This is a genomic window from Clostridium sp. UBA5119, assembly GCF_002414285.1.
Taxonomy (GTDB): Bacteria; Bacillota; Clostridia; order Clostridiales; family Clostridiaceae; genus Clostridium_J; species Clostridium_J sulfidigenes.
Map to the genome: position 1 here is coordinate 38379 of NZ_DHYX01000011.1, position 19543 is coordinate 57921.

General features: G+C 29.0%; 15 protein-coding genes and 1 pseudogene (1 of these 16 running past the window's edge). 14 read left to right on the forward strand and 2 right to left on the reverse strand.

Annotated features, from left to right (window positions below; translation table 11 throughout):
• The 3 genes from B2671_RS01105 to B2671_RS01115 all read left to right on the forward strand — a co-directional run.
• Positions 1-5245 carry the 3' portion of an amino acid adenylation domain-containing protein gene (locus B2671_RS01105; protein WP_346868752.1) on the forward strand. 1892 nt of this gene lie to the left of the window's left edge, so the window shows 5245 of its 7137 coding nt (coding positions 1893-7137); its start codon lies beyond the left edge, outside the window; it ends in the stop codon at positions 5243-5245.
• A 220-nt stretch (positions 5246-5465) separates the two neighbouring features.
• On the forward strand, positions 5466-6428 hold the full coding sequence (locus B2671_RS01110) for a GTP 3',8-cyclase MoaA (RefSeq protein WP_346868753.1): 963 nt from the start codon (positions 5466-5468) through the stop codon (positions 6426-6428).
• Positions 6429-6545: 117 nt separating this feature from the next.
• Positions 6546-7313, forward strand: a complete 768-nt coding sequence (locus B2671_RS01115; protein ID WP_346868754.1) for a prolyl oligopeptidase family serine peptidase — start codon at positions 6546-6548, stop codon at positions 7311-7313.
• A 157-nt stretch (positions 7314-7470) separates the two neighbouring features.
• Here the strand turns inward: B2671_RS01115 and hisJ are convergent, their stop codons facing one another.
• The gene (hisJ, locus tag B2671_RS01120; RefSeq protein ID WP_346868755.1) at positions 7471-8265 is read right to left on the reverse strand and encodes a histidinol-phosphatase HisJ; all 795 of its coding nucleotides are present in this window, start codon (positions 8263-8265) and stop codon (positions 7471-7473) included.
• A 154-nt stretch (positions 8266-8419) separates the two neighbouring features.
• Here hisJ and B2671_RS01125 point away from each other — a divergent pair, with 154 nt between their 5' ends.
• The 9 genes and pseudogenes from B2671_RS01125 to B2671_RS01160 all read left to right on the forward strand — a co-directional run bounded on the left by B2671_RS01125 (position 8420) and on the right by B2671_RS01160 (position 16729).
• Entirely contained in the window at positions 8420-8953 is a 534-nt protein-coding gene (locus B2671_RS01125; RefSeq protein WP_346868756.1) for a hypothetical protein, read from the forward strand.
• 7 nt (positions 8954-8960) lie between these two features.
• Positions 8961-9140 carry an ATP-binding protein gene (locus B2671_RS17535; RefSeq protein WP_414632597.1) on the forward strand — a complete coding sequence of 60 codons (180 nt, stop codon included), beginning with the start codon at positions 8961-8963 and terminating at the stop codon, positions 9138-9140.
• A 168-nt stretch (positions 9141-9308) separates the two neighbouring features.
• Complete coding sequence (locus tag B2671_RS01130; protein ID WP_346868757.1) at positions 9309-9995, forward strand: phosphatase PAP2 family protein; 687 nt, start codon at positions 9309-9311, stop codon at positions 9993-9995.
• Between the two features lie 291 nt (positions 9996-10286).
• Positions 10287-11198, forward strand: coding sequence for a GTP-binding protein (locus B2671_RS01135; protein ID WP_346868758.1), 912 nt, complete (start codon positions 10287-10289; stop codon positions 11196-11198).
• 67 nt (positions 11199-11265) lie between these two features.
• Complete coding sequence (locus B2671_RS01140) at positions 11266-12075, forward strand: uroporphyrinogen decarboxylase family protein (RefSeq protein WP_346868789.1); 810 nt, start codon at positions 11266-11268, stop codon at positions 12073-12075.
• Positions 12076-12115: 40 nt separating this feature from the next.
• Entirely contained in the window at positions 12116-13186 is a 1071-nt protein-coding gene (locus B2671_RS01145; RefSeq protein ID WP_346868759.1) for a uroporphyrinogen decarboxylase family protein, read from the forward strand.
• 45 nt (positions 13187-13231) lie between these two features.
• Positions 13232-13895: pseudogene (locus B2671_RS01150) on the forward strand (corrinoid protein).
• 15 nt (positions 13896-13910) lie between these two features.
• Positions 13911-14930 carry a methylcobamide:CoM methyltransferase MtbA gene (locus B2671_RS01155; protein ID WP_346868760.1) on the forward strand — a complete coding sequence of 340 codons (1020 nt, stop codon included), beginning with the start codon at positions 13911-13913 and terminating at the stop codon, positions 14928-14930.
• A 2-nt stretch (positions 14931-14932) separates the two neighbouring features.
• The gene (locus B2671_RS01160) at positions 14933-16729 is read left to right on the forward strand and encodes an ASKHA domain-containing protein (RefSeq protein ID WP_346868761.1); all 1797 of its coding nucleotides are present in this window, start codon (positions 14933-14935) and stop codon (positions 16727-16729) included.
• Positions 16730-16851: 122 nt separating this feature from the next.
• On the opposite strand, the gene B2671_RS01165 is transcribed toward B2671_RS01160, so the two are convergent.
• Positions 16852-17094 (reverse strand): hypothetical protein, encoded by a 243-nt coding sequence (locus B2671_RS01165; RefSeq protein ID WP_346868762.1) that lies wholly within the window; start codon positions 17092-17094, stop codon positions 16852-16854.
• A 354-nt stretch (positions 17095-17448) separates the two neighbouring features.
• On the opposite strand from B2671_RS01165, the gene B2671_RS01170 reads away from it, so the two are divergent.
• Both B2671_RS01170 and B2671_RS01175 read left to right on the forward strand, forming a co-directional pair.
• Complete coding sequence (locus B2671_RS01170; protein ID WP_414632596.1) at positions 17449-17646, forward strand: helix-turn-helix domain-containing protein; 198 nt, start codon at positions 17449-17451, stop codon at positions 17644-17646.
• 27 nt (positions 17647-17673) lie between these two features.
• The gene (locus B2671_RS01175) at positions 17674-19344 is read left to right on the forward strand and encodes a ribonuclease J (protein ID WP_346868763.1); all 1671 of its coding nucleotides are present in this window, start codon (positions 17674-17676) and stop codon (positions 19342-19344) included.
• The last annotated feature ends 199 nt before the right edge of the window (positions 19345-19543 follow it).

Consider the following 19543-nt stretch of genomic DNA (forward strand, 5'->3'; position numbering starts at 1 on the left):
AGATAATCAAGTTAAGATAAGAGGATTTAGAATCGAACTTGGAGAGATAGAAAATAGATTATTAATGAATAGTCATATTAAAGAAGCTTTTGTTATAGTAAGAGAAAATAAAGATAAAGAAAATTATATATGTGCATATGTGGTAAGTGATAAAAATATTAATAGTTTAAATTTGAAAAATTATCTAAAAAAGAGTTTACCTAACTACATGATACCAACTTATTTTGTACAATTAAATAACATACCTATAATAGGAAACGGTAAAGTTGATAAACGAGCACTTCCAGAACCAAATTTAAATGATAACTTAAATGAATATGTAGCTCCAAGAACTAAAATAGAAGAAGTTTTAGCTAATATATGGAGTGAGATATTATCACTTGACAAAGTAGGCATAAATGATAACTTTTTTGAAATAGGAGGGCATTCATTAAAAGCAACAGTGCTTATATCAAGAATTCACAAAGAGTTAAACAGAGAAATTCCTTTAAAAGAGCTATTTAAATCACCAACAATAAAGGCTTTAAGTGAATTTATTGAAAATAATAAGGAAAAAACTTACTTAAAAATAAATAAGGTTAAAGAAAAATCCTACTATGAAACTTCATCGGCACAAAAAAGAATGTATATGCTTCAACAATTTGATAAAACGACTACTGCATATAATATGCCAGAAGTTTTTGAGTTAATAGGAAATATTCATAAAGATAAAATAGAAGAAATTTTTAAATTGGTCGTTGCGAGACATGAGGCATTACGAACTTATTTTGAAACTGTTGATGGAGAAATAATACAGAGAATAGCGAAAGAAGATTGTTTCAGAATAGAAAATAAAAAGTGTGATGAGGATATTGAGTTAAGTATAAGTAGTTTTATAAGACCTTTTAACTTGAAGGAATTCCCATTATTTAGAGTAGAAATTCTAGAAAATAATGATAAGACGTATTTGTTAATAGATATTCATCACATAATATCAGATGGAATATCTAGAAGCATACTAATAAAAGAATTTATAGCTTTATATAATGGAGAAAAACTATCCCCTTCAAATCTTCAATATAAAGATTTTGTAGAATGGCAAAATAATTTGTTGAGTTCGGAAGAAATAAAAAAACAAGAAGAGTATTGGCTTAATAGGTTTAATGATGAAATACCAGTATTAAATTTACCATATGATTATGAAAGACCAGCGATGCAAACATTTGAAGGAGGTAACTTAGAATTTACGATAGATGAAAAGGTTACAACTCAATTGAAAAAACTTGCTAAAGAAACAGAAACTACAATTCATATGATTTTATTGTCAGCATTTAATATACTACTATCAAAATATAGTGGACAAGATGATATAGTAGTAGGAATACCAGTAGCTGGAAGAGTACATGCAGATTTACAAAATGTAATGGGATTATTTATAAATACATTAGCTTTAAGAAATAAGCCAAAGGGTGACAAAATTTATATAGACTTTTTAAAACAAGTAAAAGAAAATTCTATAAAAGCATATGAAAATCAAAGTTACCAATTGGAAGCTTTAGTTGAAAAATTAAATGTAGTAAGAGATATGAGTAGGAATCCACTATTTGATGTAATGTTTAATATGGGTGATGTAGGAATTTCTGATGAGTTCAAATTAGGCAAAGGTTTATTAAAGAAACATGATACGCTAAATAAGATATCAAAAGTTGACTTAACTTTAAATGCAGTGGAAGAAAATAAATCATTAAAATTTAATATAAGCTATTGTTCAAGGATATTTAATAAAGAAACAATAAAAAGATTAAGTAATCATTATGTCAGAACTTTATATAAAATAATAGACAATACTTACATTAGATTGGGTGAAATTGAATTATTAACAGAAAACGAAAGATATCAGATGGTAGATGAATACAATAATACTGACATATATTATATTAACAATAATATATTAAAAGATTTAGTTGAAAAGCAAGTAGAGAAAACACCAAAAAATATTGCAGTAATATTTAAAAACAAAAAGATGACGTATAAAGAATTAAATGATAGATCAAACCAACTTGCTAGGAGATTAAAAGAAAAAGGGGTTGGACCTAATAGCATAGTTGGTGTAATGATAGAGCGTTCTTTAGATATGATAGTAAGTATTGTTGGTGTTCTTAAAGCAGGGGGAGCATACCTACCAATTGAACCAAGTTATCCAGAAGATAGAATAAGATTTATATTGGAGAATAGTAACTCTAATATATTAATAACTCAAAGTAAATATAAAAATATTAGTAATTTAGAATTTCAAATAATAGATATTGAAGATAAATCAATTTATTTACTAGATAATAATAATTTGCAAACAATTAATTCACCTAAAGATTTAGCTTATACAATATACACATCAGGAAGTACTGGTAATCCCAAAGGAGTAATGATTACACACGAGGCAGTCGCTAATACTATTGAAGACATTAATAGTAAGTTTAATGTAAATGAAAAGGATAAGATAATAGGGCTTTCATCTATATGTTTTGATTTATCAGTCTATGATATATTTGGTGCGTTAAGTATAGGGGCAACATTAGTTCAAATTTCAGATCAACGTGATGTAAAAGAAATTATCGATGTAATTAAGAATCAACAGATAACAATATGGAATTCGGTTCCAGCTATAATGGATATGTTATTAGAGAATGTAATGGAAGAGTTCAGCAATAAAAGTTTGCGATTAGTTTTATTAAGTGGAGATTGGATATCCTTAAAATTGCCTGAAAAAATAAAGGCAGTATTTTCAGAGGCTAAGATAATAAGTTTAGGTGGTGCAACAGAAGCGTCAATTTGGTCTATATATTATCCAATTGAGGAGGTTAAGAAAGAATGGAGCAGTATACCTTATGGTATGCCTTTAGCTAATCAAAAGTTTTATATTTTAGATAAAGAAAAATATTTAGCAACTTATGGTGTTCCAGGAGAGCTTTATATTGGAGGTCTTGGTTTAGCAAAAGGTTATATGAATGACTTAGAAAAAACTAAGAATTCATTCATAATCCATGATGAATTTGGACTATTATATAGAACAGGAGACTGGGGAAGATTTCATAAAGATGGATATATTGAGTTTTTAGGCAGAAAGGATCATCAGATAAAGATAAGAGGATTCAGAGTAGAACTTGGAGAGATAGAAAATAGATTATTACAGCATGAATATATTAAAGAAGTAGCTATAGTAGTAAAAGAAAGTAAAGTAAATAAGAAATATATATGTGCATATATAGTAAGTGATAAAGATATAAAAAAAATGAATTTCAAGACATATTTAAATGAAAGTTTGCCGGATTATATGATTCCATCTTACTTTATACAATTAGATAGGATGCCATTAACCCCTAATGGTAAAATTGATAGAAGGAGTTTTCCAGATCCGAATTCAGATGATACTTTACATGAATATGAGGCACCAAGAGATCAAGTTGAAGAAATGCTAGAAAAAATATGGGGTGATGTACTAGGTATACAGAAGATAGGTATTAATAATAATTTCTTTGAATTAGGTGGAAATTCAATTGATGCAATTAAAGTTATATCTAAAATAAATAATAAATTTAATGTATTGTTAGAAATTCGAGAGTTTTATGCAGAGCCAACTATAAGTAGTCTAGGTATTAAGATTCTTCAATTAATTAATGGAGTTAGCTTAGAGGAAGTAAATATTGAACTAAGTGAAAAGTTTGGTGAGCATTGTAAACTTGTTAAATATGAAACTCAAGAGTTTAATGAGATAGTTCTATATGTAGAGGAAAACTATGAAGAGGTGTTAGAATATATAAAAAATAAATTTAATGTTTTTATTTATCCTGATTATGTTTTACCTTATAACAAATTAGAATGCGAGGAATGCATTCAAAGTATAAACATAGATGTGCTATATGAGAAAATAGAAGCTGGAAAGATAGAAAATGAGGATATGGATTCACTTATAAAGAAAACAAACTTATATATAGATGCTGTGGATGAGGCGATTTCAAATGAAAAAGTTGTATGTAAGTACGAAATAGGCGATCTTTTAAATAGGGATTGTAAAGCGAGGCATTTTTTAAACAAAAGAAAAATTATGAATATAATTGTACCTTTTGAAAATAACATATCAGAAAATAATGTAAAGGATATATTTATAAAATTAGTTAATGAACAAGATGTATTAAGAACAGTTGCTTGTTTAGAAGAAGGATACTATAAATTTGCAGAATATGATCACATTAAAGACATTGATTTAAATATTTTAAATTTGGCAAGATATGACTACAAATCTAAAATCAATATTGTAACAAATATATTTGGATTAATGAGGAATTCATTGCTTAAATCAAACTTCTTAAATAATATCTTGTATAAGTGTGTAATAGTAAAATTAAGTGCTAAAAAGTATTGTCTACTTCTTGTGATAGATCACATGATTTCAGATATAGATACAACAAGAATAATAAAAAGATATTTCAATAAAGGATTAGGGGAAATATCAAAAACTTTACCGTACAGGGATTTTATTAGTAAATACTTAGTGAAAAATAAGGAAAAGGAATTAATAGGATTTAGCCAATCAAAATTGTTAAATAAATTTATAAATGAAACAGTGATATTTAATAATAAGCATCCAGAATATTTGGCATCTGAAAAATATGAAATTAATTATTCAGAACCGTTTATATTGAATTACTCACTAAATAGTGAAAACTTAGATGACAAAGATAGCAATTTTGCATTGCAAATGGCAATATATATTACTTCAAATATATTAGCAATTCAATTTGGACTAGATAGAATACCAATAAGAATATTAGTGAGCAAACACATATTAAAGGAAGGTAACTATTATTTTACTATTGGAAATTTAAACGATATGATTCCATGTACAATTGATGCTGATTTTAGTAATGCCAATAAATACTATAAACAGTATTTAAAGTCATATGAGGAAATGAATGATTACAATCTATATTTAAATAGCTTAACGATAATGCCAGAATGGTTTAAGGTATTATATACTGATAGTCCATTTTCATTAAATTACTTAGGAGAATATGACTCAATAGATGATGAATCATTAAAACCATTATTAAAAAATAGACTATCCTATCCATACCCTGTACAAGCTTATTCTGTAAATTCATCCATCCTAAGATTAGCGTTCTTAAATGGAATAAATAATGAAAAAATCCATGAGGTCAAAAACTTTTTAGACAGCTTAGAAGGGCAATGTTCTTATTTTATCGATTAAAGATATGAGTTAAATAATAATAAATATAAGTTAATATAAAAAGTCATAACAAAATAATATATTGATTATCTCACAAAAAGGTTATTTTATATTTTCACACCGCAATATATAATAATTGCTTAATAAACTAATACTGCATATTGTATGTTTATAATATAGTTACAGCTTTTGTAATTTAATCATATATTTAAACAATAAAAATAAAATTTGGAGGATGACTATGAATAATATAGAAATTAGAGTATGTTTAACAAAGGAATGTAATTTTAAATGTGAATATTGTAAAGCTGGTGGAGAAGGAGTATATAACGAAAATAAAGCACTTGATACAAAGGACTTGATTTCAATAATAGAAAAATTAACTGAATTTGGAATTGGGTCTGTCAGGCTTACAGGAGGAGAACCGTTATTAAGAAGAGATTTTTTTGAACTTGTAGATGGGATAAATAATATAGAAGATATAGCCAATATATCAATGGTAAGCAATGGAAGTCTTTTAAATGAAGAATTAACAAAAAAGATAAGTGAAACTAATATTAAAGAAATTACAATAAGCATGGATACCATGAATAGTGATAAGTTTGCAAGTATAGTAGGAATAGATTGTTTCCATAAGGTTATTAATGGAATAAAGTTATTAAGAAAATATAATATATCAACTAGAATAAACACTGTTGTTACAAAAACTAATTTTTCTGAAATTGAGGAATTGATTGAATTTTGCAAAGAAAATAAGGCTTCATTGAAGCTTTTAGATTTATTTAATAATGGAGAAGAGTATTGGAAAAGAGAATTTATACCACTTAATAATATTAAAGATATGCTAAGTAAAGATGCTAAAAATGTATATATCAAGTATCCAAATAAATCAAATTTTGGATCTCCTATGAAGACTTTTGAGATAGGTGATATAGAGGTTATAATCAAAGATAGTACTGTAGGAACATGCTATTCTGACTTATGCAAAAAATGTAATACATATCCTTGTCAAACGGGGGTAGTATCATTATTTTTAACTCATGATGGAGTTTTAAAATTCTGTACACTTTCAAATGATCTTAATATTGATATAAAACCATTGTTATGTGGTGATAAAGAAGTTTATGATAAAGTCAAGCAAATTATAGATTCGTATAAAAATGCTGAATTTTGTTGTAATTTAAAGAAGGTTGAAAGTTTGTAAGAATGATCTTAAAAAATAGTTGATAAGACTGCTTGATTGTTGCTTATATTTAAATTATATTTATTGTATAATATTACAGAACTAAGTAGTTGATAATAGAAAGTAGGGGAAAGATATATGGTATGGTCTATATTTCCGTATGAGAACGGTTTTGTTACAACAACAGTAGAAAAAATAAATGGAGTCCCATGTTTAAAATTTAGGCCTAAAAATCATAAAGGGTTATTGCCAACAATAATAAATTATCATGGATGGCATTCTAGTAAGGAATTTAAAAAATTTGAATCTATGATAATTGCAACTAATGGATATCAAGTAATTGTACCTGATGCGCTTCATCATGGAGACAGAGATGCTATAAATCATGATGATCCTAAAAACTTTGATGATTATTTATGGAAAATAATATTTCAAGGAATTAAAGAATCAAATAAATTTATAGAATTAGTTATTAAAGATCATAATGCTAATGCTGATAAAATTGCAGTTATGGGTGATTCAATGGGAGCTATTATTGCTAGTGGCGTATTTATTGTTAACCCTGATTTAAAATGCCTTGTTCAATTAAATGGATGTGCAGCATGGCAAGAGAGTATTAAAAACAATTATTTACCTAAAACTGTTGGAGAATATGATAAATTGATAGAATGTTATGATCCTATAAAAAATGAAAATAGAATAAAGGAAAGGGCTATTTTATTGATACATGGAATAGAGGATACTTCATTGTCAATTAATGAGCAAAAGTTATTTTTTAATAAAATCAGTCCATTATATGATGGAGATTTAGAAAAATTTAAATTTATAGAAGTAGATAAGATAAATCATAGAATAACTACAGGTATGTTAGAAAAATCAATAATATGGCTTAAAGAATACTTGTAAAAATAGAATAAAAATAATTAAGCATATAGATTATTTTATAACTGGATTTAATGGATAAATAAATTTATATGATTCATTTACCTCGAGGAACACAATTCAAAGCTCATTTAGTAAATAGATTAAATGAGCTTTGAATGTGGGTAAATATAATTTTATATTAGAAAAAATTTTTGCCTACATCTAATGAATTATGTGCATCTGAGCCATAGATCATTGGGACATTATAATATTTTAATAGTTCATACAAAGTTCCAGAAGGGTAAAATTCTTTACAACAAGGCTTTCTAAACCCGGAAGTGTTAAGATCAAGTTCATAATTCCTTTTTTTCATTTCCTTTGCAATTTGCTCTAGAATTAAAGTATTAGTATATATTAAAGGATAGTCTGTTTTAAATGTACGAACCAATGAGGGATGCCCTATACGTTTAGGTTTAAAATTACCCAAATCACATTGGATTGATTTCAATACTGTCTCATAATATTTATCATAAACTTTTTCTAGACTTCCTAATTTTGTTACTAATTGAGCAAACTCATTAGAGTTTAAAGCTACAGGGTAATAATCATCTTCTATCTTTATATAGTGTACAGATAAAATACTTTCATCCAAGTCAGAACCATAGTTGTTTAATAATTCTATAGTTTTTTCTTCGTAACCCTCTATATAATCTACTTCAAATCCTATATTTATAGTTATTTTTCCAAGATATTTTGATTTTAAGTTCTTTAAGTCTTTAATATAAGAATTTAGTTCATGTATTGGCGGAGTGGAAGATGTTATAATTTCAGGAGGTAAAAAATTTTCAGGTAAAGTCATATGTTCAGTGAAGGTTATTTCTTTTAGTCCCAAATTTAAAGCAGCTTCTATGTATGATTCAAATGAATCTTTTGAGCCATGAGGGCAATATGGTGAATGTACATGACCATCTTTGATATTTTTTTTTATACTCACAATAACTTCCCCTTTAACAGTAGTAAAAATAAATTTTATTACTATTTTTAAAACAAATAATAATACAACGTAAACTAAAGTATATCATAAAGTTTGTGCAAAGTGAGTTTTTATAAGTAAAGTTAAATTAATAAGTGTAAAGGAGCGATTTAAATTGAATATTACAAGTAAGTGTTATGAAGCTGTTTATTTTAGTAAGGCTGGTAAAGAAAATACAAAAGAAATTCTAATTAAAACAAAAGAATATGTTAATAATTATAATGATAAAATTGACTACATTGTTATATCCAGTACAACAGGATATACAGCCAATGAGGGGTTATATGAATTAAGAGATTTGAATATTCCTGTTATAATATGTAAGCAGGATATGAATGAAGAGTACTCTATGAAAAACGATGTTTTAGAAGTATTGAAGTATCATTGTGAAGTGTATGATATTCCAAGAAAATATATAGCAAATGTAGTGGGTATTCAGGGAACAAACATATTAAGAAATTTTTCGCAAGGTACTAAAGTTTGCGTTGAATTATTAATGTATCTAATGGATATGTCAAAATTTAAGAATGGTGATAGGGTGATTATTTTAGGTGGAACTCTAAAAGGTGCTGATACAGCAATTTCTTTCAAGGTGAAAAATAATAAAAATTTTAAAGTTATGAATATAATAGGGCTTCCAGAAAAATAGATTAGGGATAACATTAAAGCATTACAGTAAATATAAAGTATTAATAATTGATGAAATAGATTATTTACCAATAGATAATTTGGGAGCAAATAAGTTGTTTCAATTAATAACAAAAAGATATAAACATATTTCAACTACAAATCAACATTTTATTAAATGGGTGAAGTATTTTCAGATGTGGCACTGATTAATGCCATTGTTGATAGGTTATTGGCACCACTCTCATGTGATAAAAATAGTAGGTCCATCTTATAGAACAAAATATATTATTAAATGTTATTGCTAAAGATATAAAAGAAATAATAACTGTATTTACTTAAATGTATATAATATTTTCGTATGGAAGGTGAAATTTATGAAATGGTTACTAGAAAAATATAATGTGAAAACTATAAAACCATATTTATGGATATTTTCCATAGGAGTAATTAGTATGTGTTACTTTCTTATAAATCATTATCAGGATCCCAAATTACATTACTTATATACAGATATAGATGATTTAATTCCTTTTGTAAGTGTATTCATTATTCCATATATGATGTATATGCCTAATTTAATAATCTCACTTATAATAATGTGTTATTGTGATAAGGAAAGATATTTCATTTCACTTTTGACTTTAAATATAGTTAATTGTATTTGTCTTATAATTTATTTAACTTTTCAAACCTATGTTCCAAGGCCAATAATAATCCATGATGATTTTCTATGCAATTTCGTAAAGTTTATTTATAGTAGGGACAACCCCTATAATTGTTTTCCTAGTATTCATGTAGCAGCAACTTTTTCAGCTTTAAAGGGCATAAATAAGCTTAAAAATATGCCAACAAAATATAAGCTTGGATTTAATATAGTTGGATGGTTAATTATAATATCAACTCAATTTGTAAAACAACATGTAATTATAGATTTGTTAGCTGGGTTAGTTTTAGTGGAGGCAGTTTATAAGATTATAGAATACTTATTTTACAATAAAAATTACTTAAAGGGATTTATTAAAAATAAAAAGAAAGATGATGAAAAGAGTATGGCACAATAACTATGAAGTTGTGATATTGACCCCTCTCAGGCATATGTTTGAGAGGGGTCTTTTTATGTTGTCATTTTTCTTATTCTTTTGTAAACATATCTTTAATTTTGTGCTGGGTAACTACAATATATCAAAGAAATCCATGTAATTAATTTTCATATTAAGGTTACAACTAAAAATATAATGAAATTTAATATATAGGTAAATTCAATTGAATGACAACTTTCTATTTGAAATTCAAATTAGACTGCCTTAAGTGTAGAATATATAATTAAGAGTATTGATGTATGGAGGGGAATTATGGGTACTAACATAAATATCGTTTCGGGATTTTTAGGGTGTGGAAAGACAACATTTTTAAATAAAGTAATTCCAAATATGCAAGGAAGTAATGCTTTAATTGAAAATGAATTTGGCAATATTGGCATTGATGGGGATTTAATACATCATAGCCTTCCAATTAAAGAGATTTATTCTGGGTGTATTTGTTGTACAGTTAAAGAAAATTTTAATAAAGCCTTAGAAGAGTTAGTCTTAGATTATAAACTAGATAATATATTTATTGAACCTTCAGGTGTAGGTAGTTTATCAGATATACTAAAGGTTTGTAATAGGGTTTCCTTAAATTCAACCTTAAATATAAAGATTAGGGATGTTATTACCATTGTAGATGTAGATTCTTTCAATGATTACATTGATAACTTTGGAAGTTTTTATTTAGATCAAATAGAAAATGCTCAGATGATTTTTTTAAGTCATTTTGAGAATCTAGTGGATAGTGAAGTTGAAGAGATTATTGAGAAAATAAGTTTAATAAATCCCAAGGCTACAATTTTTAAAGAGCCATGGATTTCTTTATCAGGGAAAGAAATTGTTGAAACAATAAACAGTATGGAATCCTATGAGATTGAGTTAAAGGATAGGCCTGCCTTTCTGGCAGCTAATAAGATGTTTCAAACTTTTTCTATAGATAAGCTAAGGGTTTTTTCAGAGGAAGAAATAGATAAAATATTACTTTCTTTAAATCAACAGGAGTATGGTTTTATTGTAAGAGCTAAGGGAATTGTTCAGCTTTCTACAAAGAAACTGGTTTACTTTGATTATACTCCATACCATTATCATTGGGAGTATTTAGAAACAGTAAAAACTACAAAGGTAACCATAATTGGCAGTAACTTAGATAAGAAAAAAATAGGAGGAATTTTTTATTAATAAATTANNGGGAAAAATAATTGATTATAAATGTACATATGATAATGAACAGGGAATTAGTAAAGAAATTATTGAAAAAACCAATTTGAAATTTCCTGATGCTTATAAAAATTGGGATAGTATGGTGACACTTGCCAAGGAGCTTAAGGAAAACTATAAGGCCAATGTTTGTACACTACCCTTCTGTCATACTGTGGAAGGGGAGGCACTAGGGGGAAAAATTAATCTTGGGGATGAGAACATAGGACCAAGAGCCAAAGAATATATTTGTACAACTACAGAAGAACTGCTATATTTACCTAAAATTGATTTTTCAAAGGGAAGAATTTCCGAAGTCTTAAAAGCCTGTAAGTCTTTGAGAGAACAAGGCGAAAATGTGGTTTTAAATGTTTCGGGACCATTTACAATAATGAATGTTTTAATTGAACCAAGGGTTGTTTTCAAAACCTTTAGAAAGAATCCAGAGTTAATTAGGGAAGTTTTTAATAAATTTCAACATGAAATAATTGAATTTATAGAAGAAGCACAAAAAGTAGGGGTAAACATCATTAGCTATGCAGATTCTTCTGGGGGAGTTAATATTCTTGGACCTAAGTTTGCAGAACAAGTAGTGGAAATGTTTACTTATCCTTTATTAAAAACAATGGATAAAATCATAAATGAAGAAATGATAATAGTACTTTGTCCGAAAACTACTTTTTCTTTACTAGGAACAGATAAAGCAGTGTGGAAGGATGTTTCCTTAGGAGGACCTTTAAACTATGAAGAAGGCTGCATAAAGGCTATTGGACTAGCAAAATTTGCTGGACAAACATGCATGAAAAATAAAGATTTTCAGTTAAAAGATGGGGTTATTAAAACCCTTGAATTACTATAAATAAATAGCACCTTAAAAAGAAAAAAGGAGATGGTAGTATATGCACAAGGATGATAAAATGACCCCAATTGAAAGGTTAAATGCCTTCATGACAGGAAAATCTATGGACAGAATACTTGCAATGCCTGTAGCTTGCTCTATGTCTGGACTAGCATTAGGAATGACCCACAAAGAGAAAAGAAGTAGTGCGTTAAATGAAGCTAAAGCACAGATAGCTTGTTATGAAAGGTTTGGAAACGATTTATTAGTGGTTGAATATGGATTACATGGGGTAGGTATTGCATTAGGTAGTAAGATGAATGATCCAGAGGAATCTGTACCAGCAATTATGAGTTATGTCTTAGAGGATTTAAATGATATAGATAAACTTGATATGTCAAAGTTAGAATTAAAAAATGATAAACTTTTCCAATTACATATTGAGGCTGCAGAAATATTAATTGATAAGTTAGGAAAAGAGGTTCCAACAGGGGTTTTAATATCTGGACCTTTTACTGCAGCAGCAAGTATTTATAAAACAGAAAATTTTTTAAGAGCAACTAGAAAAAATCCCGAAAAAGTACATGGGTTAGTTAAGTTTTGCACAGAAGCATTAAAGATGATATGTAGAGAATTTATAAAACGAGGTGTTCTTATATTGCTATGTGACCCAATTGCATCAGGAACAATTCTTAATAGAAAACAATATTTAGAATTTGTATTACCTTACACTATAGACTTAATGAAGGATATTCATGAGGCAAAAGGCTTAGTTTGTTACCATATTTGTGGAGACACAACATCAATAGTAGGGGACATGGTAAAGTCTGGTTGCGACATGTTAAGTATAGATAATAGAGTTGATTTAGCATATACAAAACAAGTAGTAGGGGATAAAGTTCCAATTCTAGGTAATGTAGACCCAGTAGAAGTTCTAATTTTAGGAAGTACACAGGAGGTAGATTCTGCAGTAAAAACTTGCATGCAAAAGGCTTATGATAGTCCTTGTGGCTATATTTTAGCATCGGGTTGCGACCTTTCAGGAAATGTTCCTTTAGAGAATATTGATCAATTTATGGCCTCTGCAAGAAAATATGGAAAGTGGCCAATAGATCCGAAAAATTTCATGTAAAAATATATGTTTAAAAAATTTTGTAATTAAAGTGGAGGAATAATAATGACAGCATCTAAAGAACAGTTATTAAAAAGATTATCCGATGGCGTATTAGAAATGGAAGAAGAAGAGGTAATAGAAGCCTGTGAGGAATATGTAGAGGCAAAATATAAAGCCTTTGATGGTATTATGGAAGGACTTGTAGATGGTATGAACCGTGCAAGTCAATTATATGAAGAGGAAGAATATTTCGTAACAGATGTATTACTATGCTCAGATGCAATGTATGAAGGGCTATCAATATTAAGACCTCATCTTCCTATAGAAGAAGAAGGAAATAGCAAGCCAAAGGGAGTTATTGGAGTTGTAGAAGGAGATACCCATGACATAGGAAAGAATCTAGTANNCAGTAAAAATTATGATGGAAACTGCTGGTTTTGAAATGATTGATTTAGGAAGAGATGTTTCACTTAAAAGTTTTGTAGACAAAGCTAAAGAAGTTAACGCTTCTTTTGTATGCATGTCAACCTTAATGACAACAACTATGTCAGGAATGGGAAAAGTTATTGAATTATTAAAGGAAGCAGGAATTAGAGATCAAGTTAAAGTCCTTATAGGTGGAGGACCAATTTCTCAAAAATTTGCAGATACCATTGGTGCAGATGGGTACAGTTCCAATGCAGTGGAGGCAGTAAAACTAGCAAAAAAAATGCTTAATATAGCTTAGAAAGAAGGATGTAATATGATATCTCCAAGAGAACGATTAAATATGGTTTTCAACAGAGAACAGGTTGATAGAGTTCCATGTATTTGTCCTGGTGGCATGATGAATATGGTTACAACAGAAGTAATTGAAGACCTTGGAATAGATTTTTCAAAGGCTCATAGTAATGCGCAAACTATGGCTGATTTAGCTACTGCAGTATATGAAAAGGGCTGTTTTGAAAATTATGGAGTTCCTTTTTGTATGACCATTGAATCTGAGGAGTTTGGAGCAACCGTGAATATGGGGTCAAACATATATGAACCGCATGTTGTGGAGTATGCAATAGCTTCAGTAAAGGAATGGACGAAACTCCATGAGATTAATTTTCAGGAGGGAAGAGCTAAAGTAGTTATTGATGCAATTAAATTATTAAAAGCAAAGGGAAGTAATGTTCCTATAATAGGGAATTTAACAGGACCAATAAGCACTGCTAGTTCTGTTATGGAACCTGTAGTATTTTATAAAGAGCTCAGAAAAAACAATGAAGAAGCTCATAAATATGTTGATTATGTTACCGAACAATTAATTTTATTTGCAAAGAAACAAATAGAAGCAGGGGCAGATATAATTGCTATTTCTGACCCTAGTGGAACCGGTGAAATTTTAGGACCAAAGTTATTTGAAGAATTTGCTGTGAAATATATTAATAAGCTAGTGGATGGTATTCAAGAATTAAAGGGAAAAACCATTGTGCACATATGTGGCCAAATGAAAAATGTGTATAAAGAGGTAAATAAAATAAAAAGTGATGTTCTAAGCTTTGACTCCATTGTTAGTATGAGTGAGGCACGAAAGAATTTAGGAGATAGATTACTTATGGGTAATGTGAGTACCTATACAATTGAATTTGGAGAGCCTAAGAAGGTTTCAGATTTGACTAAAAAATGTGTTAAAGATGGAGTGAACATAATTTCACCTGCCTGTGGACTTGGAATGAAATCTCCTCTTACAAATGTCAAAGCAATCCTTGAGACTTTAAAAAAGGAGATGCTATAGAAATGGCTAAGATTTTTATTAAACAGTCAGGTAAGCACTTTGAGTATGTTCCAAAGAAAAACTTACTACAGCTTTTATTAGAAAATGATATTTTTGTAGATAATCCTTGTAATGGGAATGGTACTTGCGGGAAATGTAAGGTGAGAGTGTTGGAAGGAAATCTTCCTCCACTTTCCAAAGCAGAAAGAAAGCTATTGAAAGAAGATGAAATAAACGCAGGCATAAGGCTTTCCTGCTTGGTAATACCAGAAGAAGATATTACAATTGAAATTCTTCAAAAGGAAAGAAAACATAAAATACTTACTACTGGGTATGTACCTGAATTTGAGTTTAATCCTGCCCTTTGTAAAAAAATCTTTGAAATAAAAATGCCTACTTTAGAAAACCAAAGTCCTTTTGAAGATTCTTTATGTGAGGCCATTGGGACTAAAAAGGTCAATTGGAAATTACTAAGAGACTATGAAAGCAGCTATGGAACTGTAACTGGAGTATTTAATGACAGCGAGTTAATTGCCATTGAAGCAGGGGATACTACTGAGTTTCTTTATGGTGTTGCTATTGATATTGGAACTACAACGGTGGTTGCAGCATTAATTGATATGAATAATGGTGAGGAATTAGCTACATCTTCAAGAATTAATCCACAAAAGAAGTTTGGGTTAGATGTTTTAACTAGAATAACCTATGAATTAGAACATCCAGAGGGTTCAAAAGAAGAGTTGCAGAAAACTATTGTACATGCTATTAATGAAATGGTTGAAGAGTTATGTAGTGAGGGGAAAGTAAGAAAAGAAAGTATTTATGAGATTTCTATTGCTGCAAACTGTACCATGATGCATTTTCTTTTAGGTATCCATGCAACATCAATTGGAAAGTCTCCTTATGCGCCCATATTTACAAAGGCAAAAAACATATCAGCAAGTGACATTGGTATAAAGGCCGCTAAGTGTGCAAGAGTATATTGCCTTCCTTCAGTATCCGCTTATATTGGAGCTGATATAGTGGCAGGTGCCTATGTTTGTGAATTGCATAAAGCTGAGGAAAATATACTATTTATAGATATTGGAACCAATGGAGAGATAGTTTTATCTACGGGTGTAAAGTTACTTTCCTGTTCCTGTGCAGCAGGACCAGCATTAGAAGGAATGAATATAAGTTCAGGGATGAGAGCAGCAGAGGGCGCTGTTGAAGATGTGGAAATCACAGAAAATGGAATAGACATTAAGGTTATAGGAGAGGAAGACCCTATAGGGATATGCGGAAGTGGGATACTAGCAGCAGTGAAAGAACTTCTTAAAACAGGAATTGTAAAAAACAATGGAGCATTTATAAAAAAAGAACAGCTAGAAGAATCTGATTATCGCTATGAAATGATACAATTAAATGGGAATAAAAGAGAATTTCTTTTAAAAAGCACTCCAGAGCAGCTACTAATAACCCAAGGGGATGTTCGTCAGGTACAATTAGCAAAAGGAGCTCTGCTTTCAGGATTTTATGCCTTGTTAAAACAGGCTAAGATTGATATGAGTGAATTAGATAAGGTGATGATAGCTGGACAATTTGGTGCCCACCTTCCAGTAGATAGCCTTGTAGGAACAGGAATTTTGCCAGAAGAGGTAAAGGATAAACTAGTATATGTAGGGAATTCTTCTAAAACTGGAGCATACATGGCACTTATGTCTGTTGAAGTTAAGAAAGAAATAGAGGAATTAGCAGGTGAAATGGAATACATGGAACTTGGTGCCTCAGAGGGATATGAAAAATTATTTTCACAGTGTCTTATATTTGGAAATAAATAATAGATTCTATAAAACGTATAAATAAAAGGCATAGAGCATATGTCATAAAATAAAAATATATGAATTACCTTTGAAAAAGCATAGGTAATTCATATATTTTTTTATTCTCATTTATTAAGTTGTTAGCTCTCTATTTGCTGTGAAATAAATTGCTTAATTTTAGATAAGCCCTCATGTTTAAACTTTAAAGTATAATAATCCTTTGAAATATTAATAAGTTCAATATCAATTATATCTAAATTTAACAGTGCTTCCTCTATTTTTTCTAAAGTTGCATCTTGGGAATTTTCAATAACTGCTTGTTGTGTTTTTATTCTTATCCATTCTATAAGCAGAGTATTATAATTGTTTTTTATAAAATCCATAACAGGCCTCCTTAAAGTAAAATTATTATTTATAAGAATGATCTATATTACTCCTTATATTTTATAAATTTGTGTTTTATACCTTTTAGAATAAATTTAATTGTATTTGGGTATAAATATAATTAAATATAATCAATTATATTTTAACCTAATAATATAAAATATAATATAACTAATCAAAGTATAGTGTTATCTAACTTGATTAATTATAATTATATATATATAATGGTATATAAGTGATAATAATTAAATAAGTCAAGGGTAAGTAGAAAACTTAACTTGTGAATTAACATATTTAGATTTTAAATTAAAAGCAAATAGAAAAGCTCTAAACATAAATGGGGGTAAATTTTAATGAATGATAATATGAGTGATAATGAGATTATGACTGTTAGTGAGGTGGCAGAATATTTCAAAATAAGTGAAGTTACTACATATAAACTAGTGCAAGAAGGGAAAATTCCAGCCTTTAAAATTGGTAGGCATTGGAGAGTAAAAAGAAGTGATTTAACTGAGTTTATTGAAAAGTTAAAACTAGGAGAAAGAATATAAACTTAGTTTATAATAGGAGGATATGTTTTGAAAAGTAAGATTAAAAATAAAATTAGGGTTATATCTCTAGGGGGACTAGGAGAAATTGGTAAAAATATAACAGCCATAGAATATAAGGATGAAATTATTGTAATAGATTGTGGAATTTCATTTCCAGAGCCAGATATGTATGGGGTTGATCTAGTCATTCCAGACGTAACTTATTTGCTAGAAAATAAGGATAAAGTAAAAGGCTTTTTCTTGACTCATGGACATGAGGATCATATAGGAGCATTACCTTATGTGTTAAAACAACTTAATGTTCCAGTGTATGGAACCCGTCTAACTTTAGGATTGGTGGAAAGTAAATTAGAAGAGCATAATATACTAAAAGATTGTGACCTTAATGTTGTGAAAGCTGGAAGTACTATTAAATTAGAAAATATAAGTGTAGAATTTATAAGAAATAGTCATAGCATTGCAGATTCCTGTGCTATTGCAGTGCATACACCTATTGGTAGAGTTATTCACACGGGAGACTTTAAAGTAGATTATACTCCAATTGATGGAGAGGTTATGGATTTACAAAGACTTTCAACCTTGGGCAAGCAAGGTGTGTTATTGCTACTTGCTGATAGTACCAATGTGGAACGTCAAGGATACACCATATCAGAAAAGGTAATTGGAGAATCTCTTAATAGGATTTTTGGTAAAGCAACAGGAAGAGTAATAGTGGCAACCTTCGCATCAAATATCCATAGACTACAACAGATTGTAAATGCATCTATTTTCTATGAAAGGAAAATAGCCTTTAGTGGAAGAAGTATGGAAAAAATATCTCAAGTAGCAATGAACCTTGGGTATTTAAATATTCCTGAAGAGAGTATTGTTGGTATAAATGACATTGGTAAGTATGATAGTGAAAATATTACAATAATCACAACTGGTAGCCAAGGTGAGCCGATGTCAGCACTTACAAGAATTGCTGCAGGAATACACCGAAGTGTACAAGTAGAAAAAGGTGATTTGGTTATTATATCTGCATCTCCAATACCAGGAAATGAAAAGTGTATATCCAATGTAATAAATGATTTATTTAAAAGAGGTGCTGAAGTTATATATAATTCCTTAGAAGAAATCCATGTTTCGGGGCATGCTTGTCAAGAGGAATTAAAGCTAATCCACTCTTTAGTTAAACCAAAATATTTTATGCCAGTTCATGGGGAGTATCGTCATTTAATGCAGCATGGATTACTTGCTGAGAAGTTAGGCATGGATAAGTCTAATATATTTGTATCCCAAGTTGGTGATGTATTAGAAGTGCATAACAAAGTAGCTACCATATCAGGTAAAGTAAAAACAGGAGCAATAATGGTAGATGGACTAGGTGTAGGAGATGTTGGAAGTAGTGTGTTACATGATAGAAAATTATTAGCACAGGATGGAATTCTAACGGTAGTAATTACAATTAAAAAAGATTCTTATACTATAGTAGCAGGACCAGATATAATAACTAGAGGTTTTGTTTATGTTAGAGAATCAGAAAACATCATTAATGAAGCAAGAGACATTGTGTTAAAAGAAGTTGAAAAGAAATTAGCATCCAAAGATATGAGTAGAAGAAATATAAAATTTGCAGTTAAAAACTCTCTATCGCAATTCATATATATGAAGATTAAAAGGCGACCAATAATTATGCCAATAATTATGGAAGTTTAAGCTATAAAAACAATAATAAACAGAAATTTTTATTAAAAAACTTTGATAAGATAATATAATAGTAAAATAAGTAAGCTTTGAATCTTGTAAATAAGATTCAAAGCTTATTTATTTTGAGCTCTAAAATAATAATTACAAAAACATATTGACAGTTATCTATGTGTAGTCATATAATGGATATAGACAGTTATCTATATAA

Coding starts and splice junctions, on each gene's coding strand:
- B2671_RS01135 (WP_346868758.1), top strand. CDS start 10,287: ATGGGTACTAACATAAATATCGTTTCGGGATTTTTAGGGTGTGGAAAG.
- B2671_RS01155 (WP_346868760.1), top strand. CDS start 13,911: ATGATATCTCCAAGAGAACGATTAAATATGGTTTTCAACAGAGAACAG.
- B2671_RS01115 (WP_346868754.1), top strand. CDS start 6,546: ATGGTATGGTCTATATTTCCGTATGAGAACGGTTTTGTTACAACAACA.
- B2671_RS01160 (WP_346868761.1), top strand. CDS start 14,933: ATGGCTAAGATTTTTATTAAACAGTCAGGTAAGCACTTTGAGTATGTT.
- B2671_RS01145 (WP_346868759.1), top strand. CDS start 12,116: ATGCACAAGGATGATAAAATGACCCCAATTGAAAGGTTAAATGCCTTC.
- B2671_RS01110 (WP_346868753.1), top strand. CDS start 5,466: ATGAATAATATAGAAATTAGAGTATGTTTAACAAAGGAATGTAATTTT.
- B2671_RS01165 (WP_346868762.1), bottom strand. CDS start 17,094: ATGGATTTTATAAAAAACAATTATAATACTCTGCTTATAGAATGGATA.
- B2671_RS01170 (WP_414632596.1), top strand. CDS start 17,449: ATGAATGATAATATGAGTGATAATGAGATTATGACTGTTAGTGAGGTG.
- B2671_RS01130 (WP_346868757.1), top strand. CDS start 9,309: ATGAAATGGTTACTAGAAAAATATAATGTGAAAACTATAAAACCATAT.